This is a genomic window from Pseudosporangium ferrugineum (assembly GCF_003002065.1).
GTDB lineage: Bacteria > Actinomycetota > Actinomycetes > Mycobacteriales > Micromonosporaceae > Actinoplanes > Actinoplanes ferrugineus_A.
Map to the genome: position 1 here is coordinate 1 of NZ_PVZG01000046.1, position 20,368 is coordinate 20,368.

Below are 20,368 nucleotides of genomic sequence, written 5' to 3' on the forward strand. Positions count from 1 at the left end.
AAGAGGGTGTCCAGGTCTTGCGTCACAACACGATCTTGGACACCCTCCCTTCGTACCCAAGACATCGACCCCTGACATCGGAACTACTCGTCTAGGCAGGCCCAGGTTGCCGACGTGCGGGCCGCCGCAGCCAGCAGCGGTCCGTACACGTCGGGGTCTCCACCCGAATAGCCGGTGATCATCAGCCGGGGAGCCGTGCCCAGGCCGTCGACGGCCGCGGCGCGCTCGGCGGTGAGCTGGCCGAGCTCCTCGATGTCGACCACCACCACGTCGGCCAGCGCATTCTGCTCGCGGGTTAGCCCGCCGTGCACCTTGAGCAGGGCAGCGGGTTTGCCCTGCGCCTCCCACGCGGCGAACTCCTCGTGGCTGGAGACGGTGTGCAGGGCCGGCGAGCTGGGCGGTGCGAGAGCTCGCCACAGCGGCAGCGCATCGTGGTAGTCGCTCGCGGTGCTGGGTGGAAGCTCGGCGACGCCGCGAATCAGGTCGTACGCGAGCTCAATGCCCACGTCGAAGTTGACCGTGACGTGCGTGCCGCCGCGGAGCAGGTGCAGCGCTGCGAGCATGTGAGCCTCGTTCGGCACGTCGATCCGCAGCGCCAGGACGCAGTCGAGCGCGTCCGGCCCGACCGTTCCCCACAGCCGGCCGAGGACCACTTCCAGTTTGTACGCCGCACCGCAGAGCTTCCGGAGCTGCTCGGCGGTGACCAGCGGGTCGAGCGCGTTCCGGGCGGCCTCGTACATGGTCTTGAGCACCGCGTCGCGCAGGCCGAATCCGCGAGGAAGCGAGGCCGGCGCGTCGCCGCTGATGCCGGCACCGGTGAATACGGCCGTCACGACTCGTCCGTCATCGTCGAGCGCCAGATCGCCTGGAACTGCTCCAGCCAGTAGACGTACCAGGCACCGTCGTCGCGGGTCAGATGAATGTGCATGCGCGACCGGATGGCGTCGTTGCGGAAGGCATGGAACTCGACGTTGGCATAGCCGCCGGCCACATGGGGATTCACCGCGACGAGGCTAAAGCCCGGGTTGAAGTCGATCTCCCCGTACGCAAAAGTACCTTTGACCTGCCACTTCGCCATCGCCTCGAGCCGCGCCCGCGTGTCGCGCAGCGATTCGGCCGCCGTCTGCACCGGAAAGTCAAGCAGCGCGTCGAGCTGCTCCGAGATCGGGTCGCCCGGGTCGAACTGCTTGAGCACCACGATCCGCACCGAGCCGCCTTCTCGTGCGAGCGGGCCGCGGCGGAGGACGTCGCAGCGCTCCTCGGTAAGGAAATTCGAGCCGACCGGCGCGAAGATCCACACGTCCTTGGCGTTGCGCAAGTCGTCGGTGATCGGGTTCCGGTCATAGTCGCTACGGTCGAGGAACCGGTCGTCCCGATGGTTCGCGAACGCGGCCCGCAGTAACAGGAAGCCGAGCCCGGCGAAGAGCACGGACCACCGGACGCTGTCGGGAAGATCCGCCCCGACGATCAGCAACGCCGAGAAGACCAGCACGACCAGCGTGGATGCGTAGAGATCGATGTGCCGGCGGTGCCGGATGTCCGTCAGGATTTGTTTCACGCGCCGCCGCATGCTTGCCATGATGCCGTCCACAGTGCTGAGACTCGGTCATCCGTTCAGGGGACCCGGCGCGGCCGCCCCGTATGATCGCCCTGATGGCTCCCTTCGTTCTCTTCCCGGGCCGGCATCACCTGCTGACCCGCTTCCAGGCCGACTACCTGCGCCGGCTCGCCGGGGGTGGCTCGACGATCGTCTGGGCGGTCACCTCGGCCAACCACGAGAACACGAAGCGCAACCCGGTGCCGTACCACCGGCGCGAGGCCGCCATCGAACGCTTCAGCGTGCTCACCGGCCTGCGCTCCCTGGTCGTCCCGATCTTCGACACCGCGCCCACCGACGCCTTCGCCGAGGTGACCCTCAAGACCATTACGGTCGCCACCGGCCTGGACCTGACGCCCGCGGACACGCTGGTGGCCTGCTCCACCCCGCAGGTCGCCAAGCTGTACGAACGCCTCGGCTTCCCGATCGACTGGGCCGAGGCCGACCCCGCGGAGCCTGCCGCGCCCGAACGCCCCTGGGACGTGCTGCTGCGGCTGAGCCGGGGCGACGACACGTGGCGCGACCTCGCCCATCCGGCGACGATCGACGTCCTCGAGCGGTACCGGCTCATCGACACCGTCCGTACCGTCATCAACGACCCGATCATCGGCGACGAGGGCGGCCTCACCGCCACCCGCGACTACCGCACCTACGTCGAGGCGTTCACGGTCGCCGCGCAGCGCGAGTGGGCGGCCGTCCGGCAGTACGTCCAGCCCGGCCGCATCGTCGACATCGGCTGCGGCGCCGGCTCGGTGCTGGAACTCGCCGACCGCGAGCCCGGCCTGCACGAGAGCGACCTGATCGGCGTCGAGATCGCCCGGCACCTCTACCAGGAATGCCTGCACAAGAAGGACCAGGGCGTCTTCCGCAACGCCAACGTGTACTTCTACCAGCGCAACGTGCTCGGCGGCGCCATCTTCGCCGACCGCTCGGTCGACACCACACTCACGTTCGCCCTGACCCACGAGATCTGGTCGTACGGCGACCGCCGCGAGTCGGTGCTGCAGTTCGCCCGCCGCATCCACGCCCACACCGTCCCTGGCGGCGTCTGGATCAACAGCGACGTCTGCGGCCCCGGCGACCCGCAGCGCCCGGTCCTGCTCCGGCTCACCCGCGACGACGGCGCCAACCCCTCCGTTGCCCGCACAGATCTCGCCGACCTGCCACCGTCCGAGGTCAAGACGTACGTCGAGAGCCTGTCGACCCGCGCCCGCCTCGACCAGTTCGCCGTCGACTTCGCCTTCCCCTTCACCTACGAGCCCGTCGACGACCGGACCGTACGCATCGACCAGGCCTCGGCGATGGACTACCTGAACCGCAAGGACTACGTCGACAACTGGCTCTCGGAGACGAAGGAGCAGTTCTGCGGGCTGAGCTTCGCCGACTGGACGGCCCTGCTCACCGAGATCGGCTTCGACATCGACCCGGCGTCCGCCCCGATCCGCAACGACTGGGTGATCGACAACCGGATCGCCCCGGTCGCGTCCCTGAGCGACCTCGACGGCAAGCCGCTCCCCTGGCCGGCCACCCATCTGCTCGCCGTGGCCCGCCGCCAGCGAAACGGCTGACCGATGGGAATGGCCTTCGTCCTCGGCGCCGGGTTGTCGCACGCGATCTCGCCACGGTTACCGCTCACTGACGAGCTGGGTAACCTCGTCCGCGCCCGCGTCCCCGAGGCCGCAGCGCGCTCCGCTCGCGGGTTCAGGGGCGGCTACTTCGAGGCGTGGTTGTCTCGCCTCGCCGAACCGCAGCCCGACCTGCTCGATCATGATAACGCCTCAAATTACGGGCTCTTCCTGCGCGTTCTCGTGGAGATCCATCGGATCGTGCAGGAACGGCAACTCGAGGCACTCACCGGCGAACCTCCATGGTGGCTGCACCGCCTGCTCGGCTTGATGCACACCAGCTCGGCTGACGTGATCACATTCAACTACGACACCCTGATCGAGCACACCCTCGAGGTCTCCCGGCACGGCGAGTGGCCAACCGGCGAGAGATCACGCGCATCCCGGTTAACGCGGGACGTTCCACCGGTCTATCGTCCGCCAGCCACCTACTTCGAAACCACCGGCGAGACGTTCCGGCTCATGAAGCTGCACGGATCTCTCGACACTTTCTGGGCAGCCGGTGATCGCACCGGCGCCACGATCCAACGCTGGGAGTCGGCGGGCGGCTGGGGAGACCCGAGGACTGGCGACGAAGCCCGCCGGCGGCAGGCCCTTCCCGGCCGCGGTCCGTTCATCGTCCCGCCCGCGGCAGCGAAGTCGTCGTTCTACAGCAACCCGGTGACCCGCGAACTGTGGCGCTCGGCGGCCGAGGCGCTGCGGGCCGCCGAGCAGGTGGCACTGATCGGTTACTCGATGCCGCCCACCGACCTAGTGACCTCCGGCATGCTGATCGACGCCCTTGGCGGCCGCGAAGTCCTGGTCGACGTGGTCAATCCCGACCCCGACAGCCTCGTGAGCAGGCTGGTGGCGTTCGGCGTCGCGGCCGACGACATCACCACGGTTCCGACGGTCGAGAACTACGTCAACGAACTCGAAGGCCGCACCGCCAGGAGGATCGCCGACCAGCTCGCCACGGCGGATCCCACCCGATCGCTGCTTGTCGCGACGTCGAGTCATGCGGCCGCGCGCGTCACGGCGGTGCACCGCACCGGCGACACCGTGCGCCTGGACATCGAGACGGTCACGGATCTGCACACGACTACCAGGAAGCTGCACAACCACGACCAGCTCGTAGTCGGCACCGCCACCCTGCTCGAGGAGCTGAAGCCCGGCGAGCGCATCGTGGTCGGCTATCCCGACGGCGACGAGGCCGCGATCGTCTCGACCGGTCAGTGGGACACACCCATCGGGCTCGGCGACGGGCGGTGGACCGTACTGGTTCCGTCGGCGATCGCCGGGCCAGCACAATAACGGGGTAGGCATGTGGATCGGTGACATCGAGCTTCCGCGCGAGTTAGTGGACGCGCACCGCGCCGGCGACCTCGTCGTCTTTGTCGGAGCCGGGGCGTCCATGGCGGCACCGGCCGGCCTGCCCGACTTCTTGCGGCTCGCCCAGGAGATCGCCGCGGACGTCGGCGTGCCGATCGAGGCGGGCGAGCAGCCCGATGTCGTGCTCGGCAAGGCCGACGCGCACGAGCATATGGACGTCCACCTACGCATCGCGCGGAAGATCGACGATCCGCTGTCGCGGCCCAACGCCCTGCACCAGGCCATCGCGCGGCTGGTCGGCACGGCACCGGTCGCGCGGATCGTGACCACCAACTACGACCGCCACCTAACAACCTTGCTGCCTGAACTGCCCGAGCATCGCGCGCCCGCGCTGCCGCCGGGCGACGACTTCGACGGCCTCGTCTACCTGCACGGCACCCTGGGGCAGGAGCCGCGCCACCTGGTGGCGACGGACGCCGACTTCGGCGCGGCCTACCTGCTCGACGGCTGGGCGGTCCGTTTCCTGGAGCGCATGTTCCGCCGGTTCACCGTCCTGTTCGTGGGCTACAGCCACAGCGACTTCGCGATGACCTATCTGGCCCGGGCGCTACCCCCCTCCACCAGACGCTTTGCCCTGACCGAGGATGCTTCGCCCCAGGATTGGCGGCGGCTCCGGATCTCGGCGGTCGCTTATCCCAATTCCGCGGGCGATCATGCGCGTCTGCCGGTCCTGCTCGACAAGTGGGCTACCGAGGCGGGCATGTCATTGCTGGACCACCGGCAGCGCATCGCTCGCCTGGTCACGGTGCCGCCGTCGGGCATACCTGAGGAGATGTCTTACCTCGAGGAGGCCTGTGGCTCCGAGGAAAAGGTTAGGTTCTTCACGGAGTATGCCCGTGGGGCCGACTGGCTCGACTGGGCCGCCGAGCGCCCGCAGTTCCAGCGTCTCTTCACGGCCGACAGCGAGTACACGCCGCTTGCCGACTGGTTCGCCCAACACTACGTCGCCGAGGAACACCTCACCGAGAAGGCGTTTCAAACCGTGCAAACCTGCGGCGGCCGCCTCAGCCCACCCGTCTGGTCGGCGATCGGTCAGCGGCTTCACTGCGTCGGCTCGCCTCGCCCGGCCTGGCTATCGAGGTGGCTGGTCCTGCTGATCCGCGACGACCCCGACGTCGGTCACGACTGGCTCGATTACGCCCTCGCGGCGTCCCGCCTACCGGCGGATCGCGACACCGCCCTGCTCTTATTCGCGCATCTGACCGCACCCGAGGTCAGCTACCAGCGCCCCCGTCTTGGTACGACTGTCGAGCTAACCCTCCGCGGCGACTTGTACTGGCTGGCCGACGCCTGGCGCAAGGTCTTCGTCCCGCATCTGTCGGAGGTGGCCAGCGAGGTTCTCGCCATCACCGACATGCAGCTCCGCCAGGCTTACCGACAGCTCGCGGCCGTACATCGAGGAAAGGAGGGGAATCTCCTGTCCTACCAGCGGTCCGCGATCGAGCCGCATCCGCAGGACAACTTCCGCCGCCCGTTCCATGTCCTCGTCGATGCCGCCCGCGACTGCTGGGAGGCTCTGTTCGGTGTCTCGCCGGCCGCCGCCGTCGAGCAACTGCGGGTCTGGGAGACCGCCGAACCGGCACTTCTGCGGCGCCTGGCCCTGCACGGTTGGGCGCATCGCGGGGACGTGAGCGCCACCGCTAAGCTCGAGTGGCTGCGGGAGCGGGGCTGGCTGCTCGAGGGTGCGCTGTGGCACGAAATCGCCGTTTTGATCGAGCGAACGGCCGCGGCGGCCGAGCCGTCAGTGCTCGACGGTCTCGTCCACGACGTCGTCACGGCTTCCGAAAGCCTCCCCCGATACACCCGGGCGAGTGTCCTCGCCTGGCTGGCACGTCACGCGCCGGAGTCGGCAAGTGCCCGCTCGGCGCTCGCCGCCTACCCCGACTTCCGGGAGGGCAGACACCCGGACCTCCGGCACTGGAGCGAGGGCGGCGGAGTCCCCGATCGTCCGCCGATGTCCGTCAAGGATCTCCACGTTCGGCTCGGGCAGGATCCGGCAGCCGTGGTCGCCGAATTGCGGCGGTTCGAGTCCGTCGACTGGAGCATCGGCGAGACGAGCTGGGAGGACGTCTGCCGCCTGGTCAAGGAGACCGTCAACCGGCATCCAGGCGACGGGTTCATCGTCCTCGACGAGGGCGGCGCGGCGCTCGCCGCGGCGGTGATCGGCGGTTGGGCCACTGCTGGCCTCGACCCGGCGACGGCCCAACGGGTGGTCCGACGCCTGGCCGGCCCGCCACTCGCGGCCGCCTCCAGGGAGGTAGCCGGACTGCTCAGCGGATTCGGCACGGCGCCTCCGGAGGCGGCGGTGTGGCGAGACGTTCCCGGCGGCCGCGAGCTCACCGACCGCACGTGGGCGGCGCTGCCGGCCGAGCCTGGGGACGATCTCGCGTGCGAGCCGGATCGCGACTGGTTCTCCTTCGCGATCAACCACCCCGGCGGCTGGCTCGCCGAGTACTGGGTTCGCGCCGTCGAGGCCGAGTGGCAAGCCGACGCCGACGCCTGGACCGGCCTCTCAGGCGAGATGACGTCCCGCTTCTCGGCGATGATCGGCGGCACCGACAAGCGGTCGATCGCGGCCCAAATCATCCTAAGTCACCATCTACACTTCCTGCACGCCGCCGACTGGGGGTGGGCCAATTCGGCAATCCTGCCGCTGCTCGACTGGTCAGAAGAGCAGCGGGCCCGGCGGTGCTGGGACGGCTTCCTGTACGGCGGACGGTGCACCGACCGCCTGCTGAACGCGGGTCTGCGCGAGTCACTGCTGGAGACCGCCCGGCGCCAGGACCAGTTCGGCGCGGACCGGCGCCGGCTGATCACGGAACTTCTAGCTCAGGTCGCCGTGTACGCGGCCGCAGATCCGGCCGGATGGCTGGCCGATCTCACCAGAACCGCCACGAGCGAGGCCCGCGCCGCCTGGATTAGCAGCGTGGACGACGTGCTCGGGCAAGCCGGGACGGAGAAGGCCGAACAGCAGTGGACCCGATGGATGCGGGCGTACTGGCAGGACCGCCTGGACAGCAGGCCGCGATCGCTCACCGAGGAGGAAGGGTCGGCCCTCGCCGGGTGGGTGGTCCGCCTCGACGGTTCCACGGCCGAGGCGGTCGCGCTGGCGGTGCGGCATCCGGCGCGGCTCGCGTCGCACGGGCATCTGCTTCGCGGGCTCGGTGATCGGGCCGGTGCGCATCCCGCGGCGTACGCGAGTTTGCTTCTGCATTTGCTTCGCCACACGCAGCGGCCCTTTCACGGCGGACACCTGCTGGTACCGATCGTGCGAGAGCTGGCCCTTGCCGTCGACATCGAAGCGATTCGCAACGAGTTTGTGCGCCTGGGCTGGAACGACGTCTGATCAGCGATTCAGTGCGCCTTCCCCTGCGGCGAGGGCGGTGACGAGCCGCTCGGCCAGCCGAGCGGCGAGGAGGCCGGCCGGGCGCAGCGGCAGATGAGTGACCCGAGGCAGCCGGTCGAACGGCGGCGGTAACAGCAGACCAGGATCATCGGCAATCGGTGCGACCGGCTTCCCTATTCGCAGCGCATGGGTCACCTCCCACCGGACCCAGGGACGATGCATCGAGCCCGGGGTCAGTAGCACGGCGAAGATCGCGCATTCGGCGATCAGCTGAGCCAGCGCGACGGCCACGGGTTCGGACTGCCGGGCGAAGTCCGTCGAAAGACGCAAGCCCGCCGCGCGTGCCGCGAGGCGGACATCAATCACGAGGTGCGCGTCCGCCCGGGCATGCGACAGGAAGAGAGCAGGGGTCGTCACCGCCGGCGGCCGTCGTACAGCTGGAGGATCGCGAATACCGCGTCGACAATGTCGGGCACGTCAGTGCACCCCGGCGCCAACCTCTCTAGAAGCGGTATGGCTCGATCATCCCCATAGACGGCGACCGAATCAGCCCGGACCTCACGCCACAGGTCCTCGGACACGTGGCCGGTCGCCCCGATCGGGATGGGCAGCACGCCGAGCCGGCGGCTGATCTCGTACTCGTTGCGGATGCCCCCCCGCGGGCTGGATCCGCCCGTCCTGGGCCTTGTTGCCGGCGACGAACACGGCGAATCCGGCCCCGCTGAGCATATTCTCGCGGTACTGCTCATAGCGGATGTGCCGCTCGGTGGCGTCCTCGATGTTCTGGTCGAACGCGGTGACCCGCAACCGGGACCATGCCGAACCGAGGGTAAGGGCCGGCCGCGACGCCGCGCCGAGCACCGCGGCGGTGCCGATGCCTACGCCACCGCCGCTGATCAGTCCGTACCCGTCGTCGATAAGCCGTTCGCCGAGCCTGCGGGATAGAGTCTCCAGACTGTCCTGGCCCATCGGGTCGTAGCTGTGGGCCGCCCCAGAGACGAAGACGAAACGCCGACGATACATCTGTTGGATGTGCCGCAGAATGGGTTCCAGGTCCGCATAGGAGTCCATCAGTATGGTTTGAATGCCGTATCGCTTGAGGTCTTGAATGCGCAGCGCCTGCCGGCCGCGCTCATAGTGGAACTCCTCGTCCGACGGATGGTCACCGCGCGTCGTGCGCTTGGTGAGCCAGAAATGCTCGCGCCGGTCCGAGCCGAAACGGCTGCGCATGTGAGCCAGTACCAAGTCGATGTTGGGATCGTTGAGGCTGTAACCGAGGAACAGGAAGGTCTGTTCCACCATCGAGCCGCGCAGCAGTTCCAGAAACGGACCGCGCGTGTCGGCGAACTGCTCGAAGTCATCCATGCTGAGCACGCAGCGGTCCGGGCGGCTCTTGTCGCCGTGCATTTTGTACACCGTAGCGTCTGCGTCGTCCTCTCGGCTGAGGAGCTGTTCCTGCGCGTGGACGACGGCCGGGCGCCGGCCTGCCGCACGTAGGGCTTCTTCCACGAGCGAGTCGAAGTTCGTTGTCCAGTAGGCAGAGATCGGCAGCCGCGCGAGGATGTCGTGGCTCGGCACTCGGGCCGCGGCGCGGCTGAACTCAGTGACGATCCGCTGATTGACCCGCGCGCGACCGCCCGCGGTGTTGATCGCGTACTGGGCGACGCGGATCAGGTTGTGCTCCTTAGCCACGTCTAGGCCCACGTCTTCGGCCAGCGGCCGCAACAGCGTTTTCCAGTCCACGTATCCGGCCGGCACGGAAAGCCCGGCGCCGATGAAGACGGATGCCTGCCCATTGGCGAGTGCCTTGAGATAGAGGTCGAGAAAGGCTCTCATCTCGGTGCCGTCCCAGATGGAGGCCGAGGGCGTTCCGGTCATGCCGTCCGCCCCCGGCCCTGGTCGAACTCGGTCCGGACGGCGGCGACAGCGGCAGCCAGGCCCGTGGCGAGGCGCCGCGCGGCCGTCACAGCCTCGGCGGCGGGCACCTCGTCGGTGACGCGCCAGTGCTCTCGGGTGTCGTTGCCATCCGGATGCCAGTCCTCCGTGCGGACCATGCCATGAAGGCGGACGATGTCGTCGTCCAGCGCCTGAAGGGCGCCTGCGGCGATCAGAGAGTGGCTCTGCTTGGGAAGGTTTTCCACGACGCAGGTGAAGCCTTTCTGCAGGTGGACCGGCTCGCCTGCGACTCCGGGCGCGCGGGCAAAGAGCTCCTGCGGTATTGCCGTCGTCTGGCCGAGGAGAAGCACCTCGGTCCCCGGCCACGGCTGGGTGAGCTCGGCGATTGCCGCGCCGATCTCGTGCAGTACCGCAATCGGCTCCGCGTGCACCGTCTCCGCGAGCTTGCGTCGGTTTTCGGCACCGGCGTCGGAGGCGTCCAGGGCGGCGAGCCGCTCTTCGAGTGTGCCGCTCCGCCTCGGGGTCATGCCGGAGGCTTGCGCTCCCATGTCGGCGCGAGCGACCGGGTGCGGATACAGGGTGCGGTTGAGGTTCTTGAGCGCGAAAAGTTCAACGCTCGGGTACGGCTCCAGCGCCGCCCTGAGCAGCGGCTTGTGGGCTCCCGGGAAATTGACGCCCAGGTAAAGGCCGGTCAGGGCGCTGCCGATCGGGATCTCGGCCGGCAGCACCGACTGGTCGACGAGCACCAGCCGGTACTCCATCTCGTTGGACCAGTCCCGGTGCTTCCGGAAGAAGATCTGCTCGTGGTACGTGCGTGCGTGGGCGACGGCAGCGGCGTCGACGCCGAATTCCCGAGCCTGACCCACATCCATGGGAAGCAAACCCAAGCTGACATGCCGATATTGCACCGGGCCGTGGAAACGTAATAGTGCGCCGGGCACGCTCGTGCTGGTGAAGGAGTCGATGAGGAGCCGCCGGTCGAACCTGAGGCAGATCCCGGAGTGGTTGCCGCCATAGTGCGCCCAGGTCGCCAGCCGGTTCCAGCCCCGCAGCGCGTCGGGCGCGAGAACCGACCCGTCGACCTTCCAATCATGAGTCAGGCAGGCTACTTTGGCGTGTCGCCGGACCGCCTGGTCGATCTCGGCCCACAGGTCGAAGCTGTCCACCAAGTCGCGATCGTCGTGATGGACGCTGAGCGTCTGGAAGGACGGTTGTGATTCCCACGGATCATTCGTCGCCTCGAACGGCGACAGTCGCAGTGTTCCGCTCCGCAGGATGCCGAACATGGCCGCCGCGGCGCTCGTGTAGTGAAACAGATGGTCGGTCGGGATCCGGGGGGCACCCTCTAGTTCCGCTTCGAACACCGCGTCGTCAAACTGTGTTGCTGGCATGATGTTGGGTCCGTTCCGCAGGCGGCTGCCGACGGCGATCGTACTCGGTCACCGGAATGGCCCCGACCGGCTGAGCACGGTCACGACGCGTTCGTGACGACCCGTCTCGTCCATCACGCTTGGGCGCATACAGGGTTCTCGATGGCGCGGTTCAGCGTGTCCAGCATTGTGCTGTCGCCAAAGAGCGGGTTGGTGACCCCGATGCTACTGCTGACGACGAAATCTCAATGCCTTACTGCTGGAAAGAGAAGTATTCTTTCCTACTGCCTTCCCCGCTGACATGCCACACCGTTGCAGACCTCCACGTCTTGACGTTGTCACTGAAAGCTCCGCGAAGGAGTGCGTTTCCGACGGACTGTTTGAGTCTGATGCGCGGGTTCTCTCGTACATATGCCATGGCATTGTCGGCATTCTCAAATGGCATCTGGTGCAGTTCGGCCCCTCGCCGATCGTAGAAGACCGCCACATACATGATCAAGAACCTCCAGACAGGGCAGCAACTTCCCTGCTAACGACCAATGCCTCGGCGGGGGCATCCCCCATACGGGTGCCATTTCGGCGCAAGGTCTGTGCAACCAAGGACGTCGACGTCATCGAGCGCTCATCTGACGCACTCCTGACGCGGACCGTCCGGGCAGCGCCCACCCCCAGACCCTCGAAGTTGAGGACGTGTAGGTACCCCGCGGCAGTACCCGGAGTGATCAGTCCAGCAGGCCGGCCGTGACGGCTTGGGATCGAATATCTTTCAAGGGGATTCGGCCGTTGGATCGAACAACGTTCCAGAAACTCCAGCCGCTGCAGGACTTCTGGTTCAGCACGAACGCGCCTGCCTCGTCGGGACTTGCGAAGATTTCGCCGGTCGGAAGCTCGACCTCGCCCTCGGGACCGATCGCGGCGGAGTAATCCGCTTTGCGTCGCGTTCCCCACAGCAGATCGCCAGCTTTCACAATACCGGCCTCTACCAGTGGCGCTAATGTGTCGGCCGGCTTCCGTGCACGAGGCGGCCTACGAGCAGCCCGTGTAATCTGGACCGGAGCCGACACCTGCTCCGGCTGTAGACCAAGGTCCTTTGGACTCCAGACGATGCCGCACAATCGCTGGTACAAAGCTTGGCGCTGCTCGATGCCCGCTTTGGGGAATTCCTGCGGAAACGGGCGCAACAGCGGCGTGAGTCCGGCGCCGTTCGCCCATCGCTTGAAGGCTGGATCCGCATGGAGGCGGCGGTCGAGTGACGCTGCCAATACGTGCCTTTGCCGCAGGACTTCGAGCTGCCGTGGATATGGGCGGTCCCGGAGCTCTGCGCAGTCCGAGGCTGCCAAGAGCAGAAGGCCGCCGAGGCGATTGCGCCAGCTCTCATGAGTCGCCTTTCGGCCACCCACGTCGGCTGCATGATCTTCCAGGCGTGAGCTCCAAATTCGATGGACCTCAAACGGCCGGTCCACGTCCAGATAGGTTTGAATCGGATTGGTGCGGCCGCTAGCTTCCTCGGCATACGCGGTGAGCCGTGCCAGCAGATACCTGACCTGAGGGCCGTTGGCCGGTGTGATCGCGAACGTGGCGGCGCGGCCGAAGTCGTAACCGATGTTGGTCGTTTCGTCGGCGAGCTCACGACGAACATCCTCCAGGTCACCGCACTTGCGGAGACGAAGGATGAGGGTGAAGACGTCGTACTCCATTTCCCCGACATCTGCTTTGTTGTTGAGCAGACGGCGGACGAAGAGGAGGTCGAGGAAACTCGCCACCAGTTGCGCCTTCTGCATGGCCAGTTTGTCGGTATCATCGGGCCGGATCGCGGCCAGGACCGCAGTTAGGTGATGGGGCACATTATTGATTTCGTTGAAGAATACGGCCGCCCAATCCGGATCCCAGTGACGCGCTGCGTAGGCGAGCCTGCTGAAGTGTTTGCCGAGCGGCACGCATACTTTCCTGATGAACTTGGAGTAGTCCGTAGGTGTGCGGAGATCTATGCGTTCGGCATTCATCCTGAACCACTCGTGAAAGGCATCCGCCGCCTGCTTGCGATCCTGCTCGTCGTCCAACCGGATGTGCATCGCCAGCAGGTAGGACTTGACGAAGTCTGCCGGCACGCGCGGACCGACCTCGTTGAGCTTCGAGAGCATCTCGCGCCAGTCGCGGTTCAGGCCGTCCTGACCGACGCCAGCCTGAGCAAGCAGGCGACTCTTCAAGAGGTCCAGGGGACCCAGCCGTACGCCTCGGTCATTGGTCGTCTCAAAGATTTGCCATCCATGGTCCCGACCGTCGGCTCGGATGCCGGCGAGGCAGACGCGGTCCAGCAGCCAACTGACGAACGGCACGAGGGCGTTGCCGCTCAAATCAGCGGGGAAGTCGTCCGAGAGGTCTCGACCACGGGCGACGAGGTGCTTCTCCGATGGGGTGCATCCTGGCCGGAGCTTGGGCGGTTCGCCCTCCATCAGTGCATCGTAGATGTAAGCATGCTCGGGGATGTCGATGGCGAACGTCTGATCGCCACGGTTCGGGCGCACCAGGGTCTCGAGATGCCGAGCATCGCCAGTGGCTCCCTGCTCCAGGAGGAGCCTGTATAGGTGGATCAGCAGCAGGTGGAGCGTCGTGATCCGCTGCTGGCCGTCAACGACGTAAGTTGTGGCGTCCTCCTCGTAGTAGACGATAGAGCCAAGGAAGTAGGGCGGATACTGGCGTGCCTCCCGGGTGCCGTGGACGGGCTTCCACGCATCGGTGAATCGCTGGTGCAGATCCGAGATCAACGCTTTGACGTCGGATCTCGACCAGCTGTATTCGCGCTGGTAGTACACGATCCCGAAGCGACGTCCCATGAATAGGGACTGAACGGTGATCCCTTGCGCCATGATGGGTGCATCCGCCACCAGGGTCCTCCTCACCGTCCGGGCTGGTCGATTACCTCGAGTACAGCCGTGGCTAGTTGCTCAATCCATTCGATGGTCGCGGTGGCGCTGGCGGCGTCGATTTGCCGCTTACCCCGGCGATCTGATGGATCCTCGTCGTACTCGTGGGCGATCTTGTTGCGCCGCTCGACGATCTCGTTCAGGCGGCCGCGAACGTCGCTGGCCGTGACCGCTTCGCCGCCGGGGCGCTCGCTGAGGACCGTGGCGACCCTTTCCCACAGCCTGCCGGCGTCGGTGACCATTCCCAGCCCTTCCTTAATTCGGTCGGGACGCTGGTAGGTCGTACGGCTGAGCACGGTCCACAGGGGCATTTCCAGCGCCTCGTGCAACGCCAGCTCGCCGCGGTGAACCCGCTCGACCAGGTCGAGGGTGATCTCGAACTTGGCAAAGCCGCTGGGCCGGTCGGCCGTGCCGTTGCGCGCCAGAAGCAACATGCGGGTGTGCACCTCCTGGCGTACCCAATGGTCGAGCGCGGCCACGCCTTGGACCCAAGCGGCGCGAAAGACATCATCGATCTCGAAGGCCCGGACCTCCAGCTGGCCGAGGGCCTGCCCGGCAGTCGCGAGGCTCCTTGCGTAGTTGAGGTTGCGCCGCAGATTGGCGAACGGGGTCACGTGAAGTTCCTCGACGCCCGCGTCAGCCGAAGCGATGTCTCGCTCATGCCGAGCGAGATGCCAGACGCGCTGGACCGCGCGTTCGGCATTGACCCTCATGACGGCGTTTAGGGCGGAGCCTTCTAGAAGATCGTCACCGAACGCGACTCGGGGGACCCCGTCGTGAATCCAGCGCACTGTCCTTGTGTGTGACACCTCAGGATGGAGGTCCGTCCGGAAGCGGTAGTCGCCGGTGATCTCGCCGATAGCCACGGATGGGGTGCCGTGGCGAGGTGCAAGGACTGCGTCGCCACGTTCCATCTTGTGCGCAAACGCCAGGAGTTGAAAGACGTGACCTTCGGCGCGGGTGGGGTTCAGGTCCGGGTGCGCCTCGACCATAAGATCGCGGATCTCGTCCACCGTGGCGCCGGAGCTCAGGTCGCCGGTACCCGCCCACCCGACGGTGATGACGTTTCGATCAAGGTGGAGTCGATCGAGGCGGTCAGAACCTGCGCGAACGATCCAAGCGTTCGTCACACTGCCCCCACCGATTGCATAGCTCATCGTGACTCTCTGATTGCTGGAAGGCAATAGTGATCGAGCCAACCCTGACCCTCTGGACGGCATCTACGCCGTACGCGCCCTCCGCGCGACCGGCGCGCCACCCCCACCGCACTACCGTCCGAGGCCTCGCGTGCTTCCAACCGAGCCGTCGCGTCGGCGCTGCCTTAGTACGTTCCAGCTCGGCGGGCGCGGTGTGCATTAGGTGGATCAGTGCGGCGGTCCGCACTTATGGGCGTAGACCCGGCGATGTGCTCGATGCTGCGATTGTGCTCGACGAAGCGGAGAGCACTTCGGTGCAACGGAAGGTACAGGAAGCAGGCATGCCTAAAGGCTTCGCTTTCGCGACCTGCGTCCGTCGCTACAGTAGTCGACAGGTCGCTACTCTATGCGACTGAAAGGTTACGTGATAGACGGTCGTGCATGGGGTTCTGGCGTCGCTCCACGACGGGCGAACACGAAGCACTTGAGCACAGGGGACGGATTCAGAAGGCCGCGGGCCTATCTGTCGTTCTGCTGCGTTGCCATGTCGCAACATGGAGCTTCGCACTCGATGGGATGACCCGTGAGATAGGTAGCACTCTCGCAAAACTGCGCGCTGGGAGACAGATAATTCGGACCCGCGGACCTGGGTTGACCAGGACCTCGGCCTGGTCGACGTGAAGCTTTCCGGCCCGCATTTGGTTGATGTCCTGCAGATAGGTATAATTCGACCTTCGCCGTAAGGTATGGGCTGAAGTGGCTCATTGCGCTAGGGTGACACCCCACGCGCGCAATACGGCAACGTCTGACGTGTTAAGCCATCCGACTCCTGCCTCAATTGTCCATTTTATACCTTGGATACATAAATATGTGCGGTCGAGTGCGCGCGCACCGGCCAGCCTGCCCGCCATCCCTTAACCCCCTACTCATACATCGACGAAGGAGTTTTTGATGAGGCGAATCCTCACGGGTCTGCTCGCGGCGGTACTCGGCCTAACCGTGGGCTTGTTTGCCGCCCAGCCCGCGTCAGCCAACGGGGCCGGGCACAGCTGCGCCGACACCGACGGTACCGGCGTTCGCATCTGCCTATACAACTTCCCGGAGTACATCGCCGGCCTGGGCTACTGGCAGCGTTCCCACGCCCAGATCGGGGGCACCTGCCAAAATCTGTCCCAGCACACCTTCACTACCGGCGGCACGGTGAACAACGCAACAAGCAGTTACATCATCTCTGCCGGCAATCTTCCTCCCTTCTCGTACTGGCGTGTCCGCTTCTACGACTGGGTCAATTGCGCGTCGGCCGGCGGCTACGTTGACAAATATGTTACGTCTAACGGCGGGAACTATATGTATTCATCCGACCTCGGGCCCGAAAGCGACTGGATTGGAAGCGTTCAGATTTTCGTCGGCGGTTAGACTCTGACGACTTACCGCGCTCATCGCAATTTGACGACAAGCTTGGCGCCGTGCGTCCGCATGCAGGCGTACGGCGCGCCTACCTGTACCGGCGAACCACCCGACCGTTCCGCCCTTAGGGCGTGTATCGAAGTCATAGCCACTCGTTGATTGCCGCGATGGTCACGGTGGCCGCGTAACGCACGGCGAGCTTCTCGAAGCGTGTCGCGACGGCCCGGTGGCGTTTGAGGCGGTTGATACCGCACTCGACGGCGTGGCGTTGCTTGTAGATCTCGGGGTCGAAGGTCGGCGGCCGCCCGCCCTTCGACCCGAGTTTGCGCCGGTTGGCGTCCTGGTCTGCCTTGCTCGGGATGGTCGCCTTGATTCCACGGCGGCGCAGGTAACGCCGGTTCGCGCGAGAGGTATAGGCCTTGTCTGCCAGGGCGCGGTCCGGGCGGGTCCGTGGCCGGCCGACCGGCCGGGGTACCCGGATACCTTCCATCACGGCGATGAACTGCGGGCTGTCGCCGCGCTGGCCCGCGGTCAGCACGATCGACAGCGGCTTCTGCCTTTGCTCGCAGCTCAGATGCAGTTTCGTGGTCAGCCCGCCCCGGGAACGTCCCAGAGCGTGATCGGCCGGCTCGACCGCGACACCGCCCGGTGGTTCGGCCTGAAGGTCCCCCTTTTACGCGCGCCAGCGGCATGCTGATGCGCCCGCGCGATCGTCGAGTCGATCGACACGTCCCACACGATCCGACCGGCAGCGTCCGCCACACCCTGCAAGGCGGTCAGGATTCGAGCCCACGTCCCGTCACGTTGCCACCGCCGGAACAGCGCATACACCGCGGCCCAGGAGCCATAACATTCCGGCACGTCGCGCCACGGCGTACCAGCCCGGATCCGCCACCGGATGCCGTCGATGAGCTGCCGTTTCGTCCAGATCGGCGGACGGCCTGGACGACGAGGCACGGGCAGCAACGGCTCCAAGGCCGCCCACTCGACGTCGGCCAGGTCGTACCGCCTCGTCACCGCTAAGGTGTCCACGAGGTCTCCGGTGGTCTCCGGTTTTGCTTGGTCGCTAAGCCATCTACCGGAGACCTCGCTATTTATCGATCACCAACACACCTACGGCCTCATCTCAACCGCCGACTTCGATACACGCCCTAGATCTCCTAACCTCGGGCCTTCAGTAAGCGCGCTGGCGGTCCGGGCCCGGCGGCCGCTGACGGGCTATCCACTGCGGGCGCTCGACCGGCTGCTCAGCGCACCGGCGCCGGCGCCTGGAGTCGTGCCCGAGGACCCTGGCGGGCGAAGACCGAGCGTGAGCCGACAGCGCCGTTGAGGGCGAAGTAGCGCAGGGCGGTGAACTCGACTTCTATCCCTGCTGTAGTGATCGGGGATCTGGCCGGCTCACCACCGTCGGTGAAAGACAGGATGTACGCGTTATAGAGGCCGTGCGGCCGGGCTTCGAGGCGCGCAATTCTCCAACGGATGCCGATGCACTCTTCTCGGCATGTCCGTGCGGCGAACCCAACGTGGGATCCACGCAGCGTGACGGCCACGCTCGCCGTCGAGCGCGATCCGCAGCACCAGGGTGCGAGCCTGCCTGTGTAGGGATCGGTGCGATCAAGAGTGTTCGCAGTAGTACGAATCAACCGCGGGTTGGCCGGTGTAGTTCGGTCCGGCGTGATCATCGGCGCCGAGATAGGTGTAGGGCAGCCGAAGTTCTCGAGGGCCGATGCAGGCGATGCGGCGGCGACGGTTGCCGTAGTTCAGCCCGGCGGCGCGTAGTCGTGCCGTCAGGCGCCGACCGGCGGGCCGGCCGTCGGCCAAGCGGATGCTGGCCAGATCCAGGTCGGCCACGAACCGGCCGGTGGGGGTCAGCCATTGTGCGGCGCGGGCGAGGACGGCGAGTTTGTCGCCGACGTAGTGCAGGCCGTGCACGCAGGTGATCAGGTCGAAGGAGGTGTTCGCTGTCCAGGCCGTCGCCGACGTCGCGAGCAGGGTCACGGCTGGCGGCGACGGGATCGGGTCGAAGGCGTCGATCAGATCGACACCGACCAGAGCGACCCGTTCGAGCAGGCCGGTGTGGCGCAGGTGCTCGGCTGCCTGGATCAGCGCGCGACCCGTGCCGCAACACAGGTCCAGCCAGCTGGCGTCTCCTTGGCCGGCCACTGCGGCCGTAAGCGAGTCGAGGGGGTTGAAGTCCAGTTCCCGGGTGTAGCTGTTGACCCCGGCCAGCTGCCGCTCCCGGTTCATCGCGCAATTGGCCACCACCGCGGAGGTGTGCAGCGCCTTGTCCTCAAGGAGTTGCTCGGGCACCGCCGGGTCGCTCACTTCGATAGCTTGCCACGGCTCAGCCTCGACGCCACCGAGATGTTGAAGCCCAGAACCGATGGAGCACCACTCTCGTGACACCCCGACCTGCGCATCCTCGAGCACGGCGGCTGAGACCTTCACGGCGCCAGGGCGGGCTCCCGCACAGCTCGCGCCGCCCGCCACCGAGTTCCCGTAGCCCTCGCGGGAAATCAAGGGGTACCGCCGACCCGGGCAACGCAGCGAGTCGGTGAACTCGTCGGTAGCCGCATCCCGCCTCGACCTCCCCACGGTGAGCGACGGCGGCTACGACGGTATTGGGATCAGGTGTGTACGCCCCCACAGGCAACCGCTCTTTATACCACGGGATGAAGGAATGGACTCCCGGGACAGGCAGCCACGATGGTCCCGAACGAGCGCCGATATCGCACGCAACCTCGGGAAGGTCGTCTCAGTGAAGTCCATTATCCGCGCAGTCGCAGTCCTCGCAGTCACCATCGCCCTGTCCGTCACCACGATCACGACCGTCAGCGCCAGCAGCACCCCGGCCACACCCAAAGCTGCCGCCGACTACGCAAGGTTGATCAACAAGGGCTCCGAGAAGTGCATGAACATCCCTGGCGGGAGTACGGCGCCGGGCGTCGGGGTAACACAGTTCACCTGCGGAAGCTGGAATGATCACTACTGGTATTTCGACGAACTCGACACCGGCGTGTACTGGATCAGAAATCGGGGCACCGGCCTGTGTCTCTCCGTTGCCAGTCAGTCCCGCGGCGAACAGCTCGCCCAGCGTCCATGCACCCAGCTTGAAGCGCGCGCATGGCGATTCAACATTGCCTCGGATGGCCGATTCCAGATGATCAACTATTCCACCGGAATGTGCATCGGCGTAGCGGGGGGAAGCAAGCTGGACAATGCCGCCGTGATCCAGTGGCCCTGCGGATCCTGGGCAGATCACTGGTGGGGATACGTAGCCTGAGTTCCCCTCGGTTCGACGGACCACTACCTGAACCGCCTCGGCCCCGCCCGGCAGGCTCGCCGACTCGTCAACCAGCTCCATCAACTGGGATACGAAGCCGTGGTAACCCCAGGGCTCCGGCAAGGTAGCGATATGACCGTTGCGGGCGGTTGGGTGCGGACGCTCCGGATCATGGCGGTATAGAGGCGGGCGCGGCCTTTCGATGATCATCCAGGTGTCGAAGCCAGGAAGATCGAAGAAGGACCACGCCCGTTGGGATCATCATCGCTGATTGACGTGTTGGCCGTGCGCGCGGACCGCCTGGACGAGGGTCTGCCGCAGGGCGATTGCATAGTCGGCCAGTGGCTCGCTGGCCAGGAGATTTGGAATGTGTTCGGCCTCTGTGGAGGCGTAAGAAGCGGGTGAGGCCGCGT

At 66.2% G+C, this 20,368-nt stretch carries 15 protein-coding genes; 5 read left to right on the forward strand and 10 right to left on the reverse strand.

What is annotated here, in order from left to right:
* Positions 1-83: 83 nt before the first annotated feature.
* Together CLV70_RS37740 and CLV70_RS37745 are read right to left on the reverse strand one after the other, a co-directional pair.
* Positions 84-833, reverse strand: a complete 750-nt coding sequence (locus tag CLV70_RS37740; protein ID WP_106131421.1) for a hypothetical protein — start codon at positions 831-833, stop codon at positions 84-86.
* Positions 830-1,591, reverse strand: a complete 762-nt coding sequence (locus CLV70_RS37745; protein ID WP_106131422.1) for a hypothetical protein — start codon at positions 1,589-1,591, stop codon at positions 830-832. Before CLV70_RS37745 ends, CLV70_RS37740 begins: the two co-directional genes overlap by 4 nt.
* Positions 1,592-1,653: 62 nt before the next feature.
* On the opposite strand from CLV70_RS37745, the gene CLV70_RS37750 reads away from it, so the two are divergent.
* Genes CLV70_RS37750 through CLV70_RS37760 form a run of 3 tightly spaced genes read left to right on the forward strand, consistent with a single transcriptional unit; the run spans position 1,654 to position 7,939 of the window.
* On the forward strand, positions 1,654-3,165 hold the full coding sequence (locus CLV70_RS37750) for a class I SAM-dependent methyltransferase (RefSeq protein WP_245908790.1): 1,512 nt from the start codon (positions 1,654-1,656) through the stop codon (positions 3,163-3,165).
* 9 nt (positions 3,166-3,174) lie between these two features.
* Entirely contained in the window at positions 3,175-4,515 is a 1,341-nt protein-coding gene (locus CLV70_RS37755; RefSeq protein ID WP_146164329.1) for a hypothetical protein, read from the forward strand.
* 10 nt (positions 4,516-4,525) lie between these two features.
* On the forward strand, positions 4,526-7,939 hold the full coding sequence (locus CLV70_RS37760; RefSeq protein ID WP_106131425.1) for a DUF4020 domain-containing protein: 3,414 nt from the start codon (positions 4,526-4,528) through the stop codon (positions 7,937-7,939).
* Here CLV70_RS37760 and CLV70_RS37765 read toward each other — a convergent pair whose 3' ends face one another.
* The 6 genes from CLV70_RS37765 to CLV70_RS37785 form a co-directional block, all read right to left on the reverse strand.
* Entirely contained in the window at positions 7,940-8,356 is a 417-nt protein-coding gene (locus CLV70_RS37765) for a toll/interleukin-1 receptor domain-containing protein (protein ID WP_158277935.1), read from the reverse strand. It abuts the gene before it with no gap.
* Entirely contained in the window at positions 8,353-8,553 is a 201-nt protein-coding gene (locus tag CLV70_RS42190; protein ID WP_425440278.1) for a hypothetical protein, read from the reverse strand. The genes CLV70_RS37765 and CLV70_RS42190 overlap by 4 nt, the downstream gene beginning before the upstream one ends.
* Positions 8,498-9,817, reverse strand: a complete 1,320-nt coding sequence (locus CLV70_RS37770; protein WP_106131427.1) for an SIR2 family protein — start codon at positions 9,815-9,817, stop codon at positions 8,498-8,500. Before CLV70_RS37770 ends, CLV70_RS42190 begins: the two co-directional genes overlap by 56 nt.
* Positions 9,814-11,226, reverse strand: coding sequence for a DUF2971 domain-containing protein (locus tag CLV70_RS37775; protein ID WP_106131428.1), 1,413 nt, complete (start codon positions 11,224-11,226; stop codon positions 9,814-9,816). Before CLV70_RS37775 ends, CLV70_RS37770 begins: the two co-directional genes overlap by 4 nt.
* Positions 11,227-11,927: 701 nt before the next feature.
* Complete coding sequence (locus CLV70_RS37780; protein WP_146164330.1) at positions 11,928-14,090, reverse strand: GmrSD restriction endonuclease domain-containing protein; 2,163 nt, start codon at positions 14,088-14,090, stop codon at positions 11,928-11,930.
* 11 nt (positions 14,091-14,101) lie between these two features.
* Positions 14,102-15,286 (reverse strand): hypothetical protein, encoded by a 1,185-nt coding sequence (locus CLV70_RS37785; protein ID WP_146164331.1) that lies wholly within the window; start codon positions 15,284-15,286, stop codon positions 14,102-14,104.
* A 930-nt stretch (positions 15,287-16,216) separates the two neighbouring features.
* Here CLV70_RS37785 and CLV70_RS37790 point away from each other — a divergent pair.
* On the forward strand, positions 16,217-16,681 hold the full coding sequence (locus CLV70_RS37790) for an invasion associated locus B family protein (RefSeq protein ID WP_106131431.1): 465 nt from the start codon (positions 16,217-16,219) through the stop codon (positions 16,679-16,681).
* A gap of 133 nt (positions 16,682-16,814) precedes the next feature.
* On the opposite strand, the gene CLV70_RS37795 is transcribed toward CLV70_RS37790, so the two are convergent.
* Positions 16,815-17,704 (reverse strand): IS5 family transposase gene (locus CLV70_RS37795; RefSeq protein ID WP_425440279.1). Its coding sequence is split into 2 segments (ribosomal slippage): positions 16,815-17,333 and positions 17,336-17,704, totalling 888 coding nucleotides; the frame shifts between segments, so codons are not numbered across the junction.
* A gap of 582 nt (positions 17,705-18,286) precedes the next feature.
* The gene (locus CLV70_RS37800) at positions 18,287-19,102 is read right to left on the reverse strand and encodes a class I SAM-dependent methyltransferase (protein ID WP_245908791.1); all 816 of its coding nucleotides are present in this window, start codon (positions 19,100-19,102) and stop codon (positions 18,287-18,289) included.
* Positions 19,103-19,430: 328 nt separating this feature from the next.
* On the opposite strand from CLV70_RS37800, the gene CLV70_RS37805 reads away from it, so the two are divergent.
* Positions 19,431-19,955: an RICIN domain-containing protein gene (locus tag CLV70_RS37805; protein WP_158277937.1), complete on the forward strand. Its 525-nt coding sequence runs from the start codon at positions 19,431-19,433 to the stop codon at positions 19,953-19,955.
* Positions 19,956-20,368 lie beyond the last annotated feature (413 nt).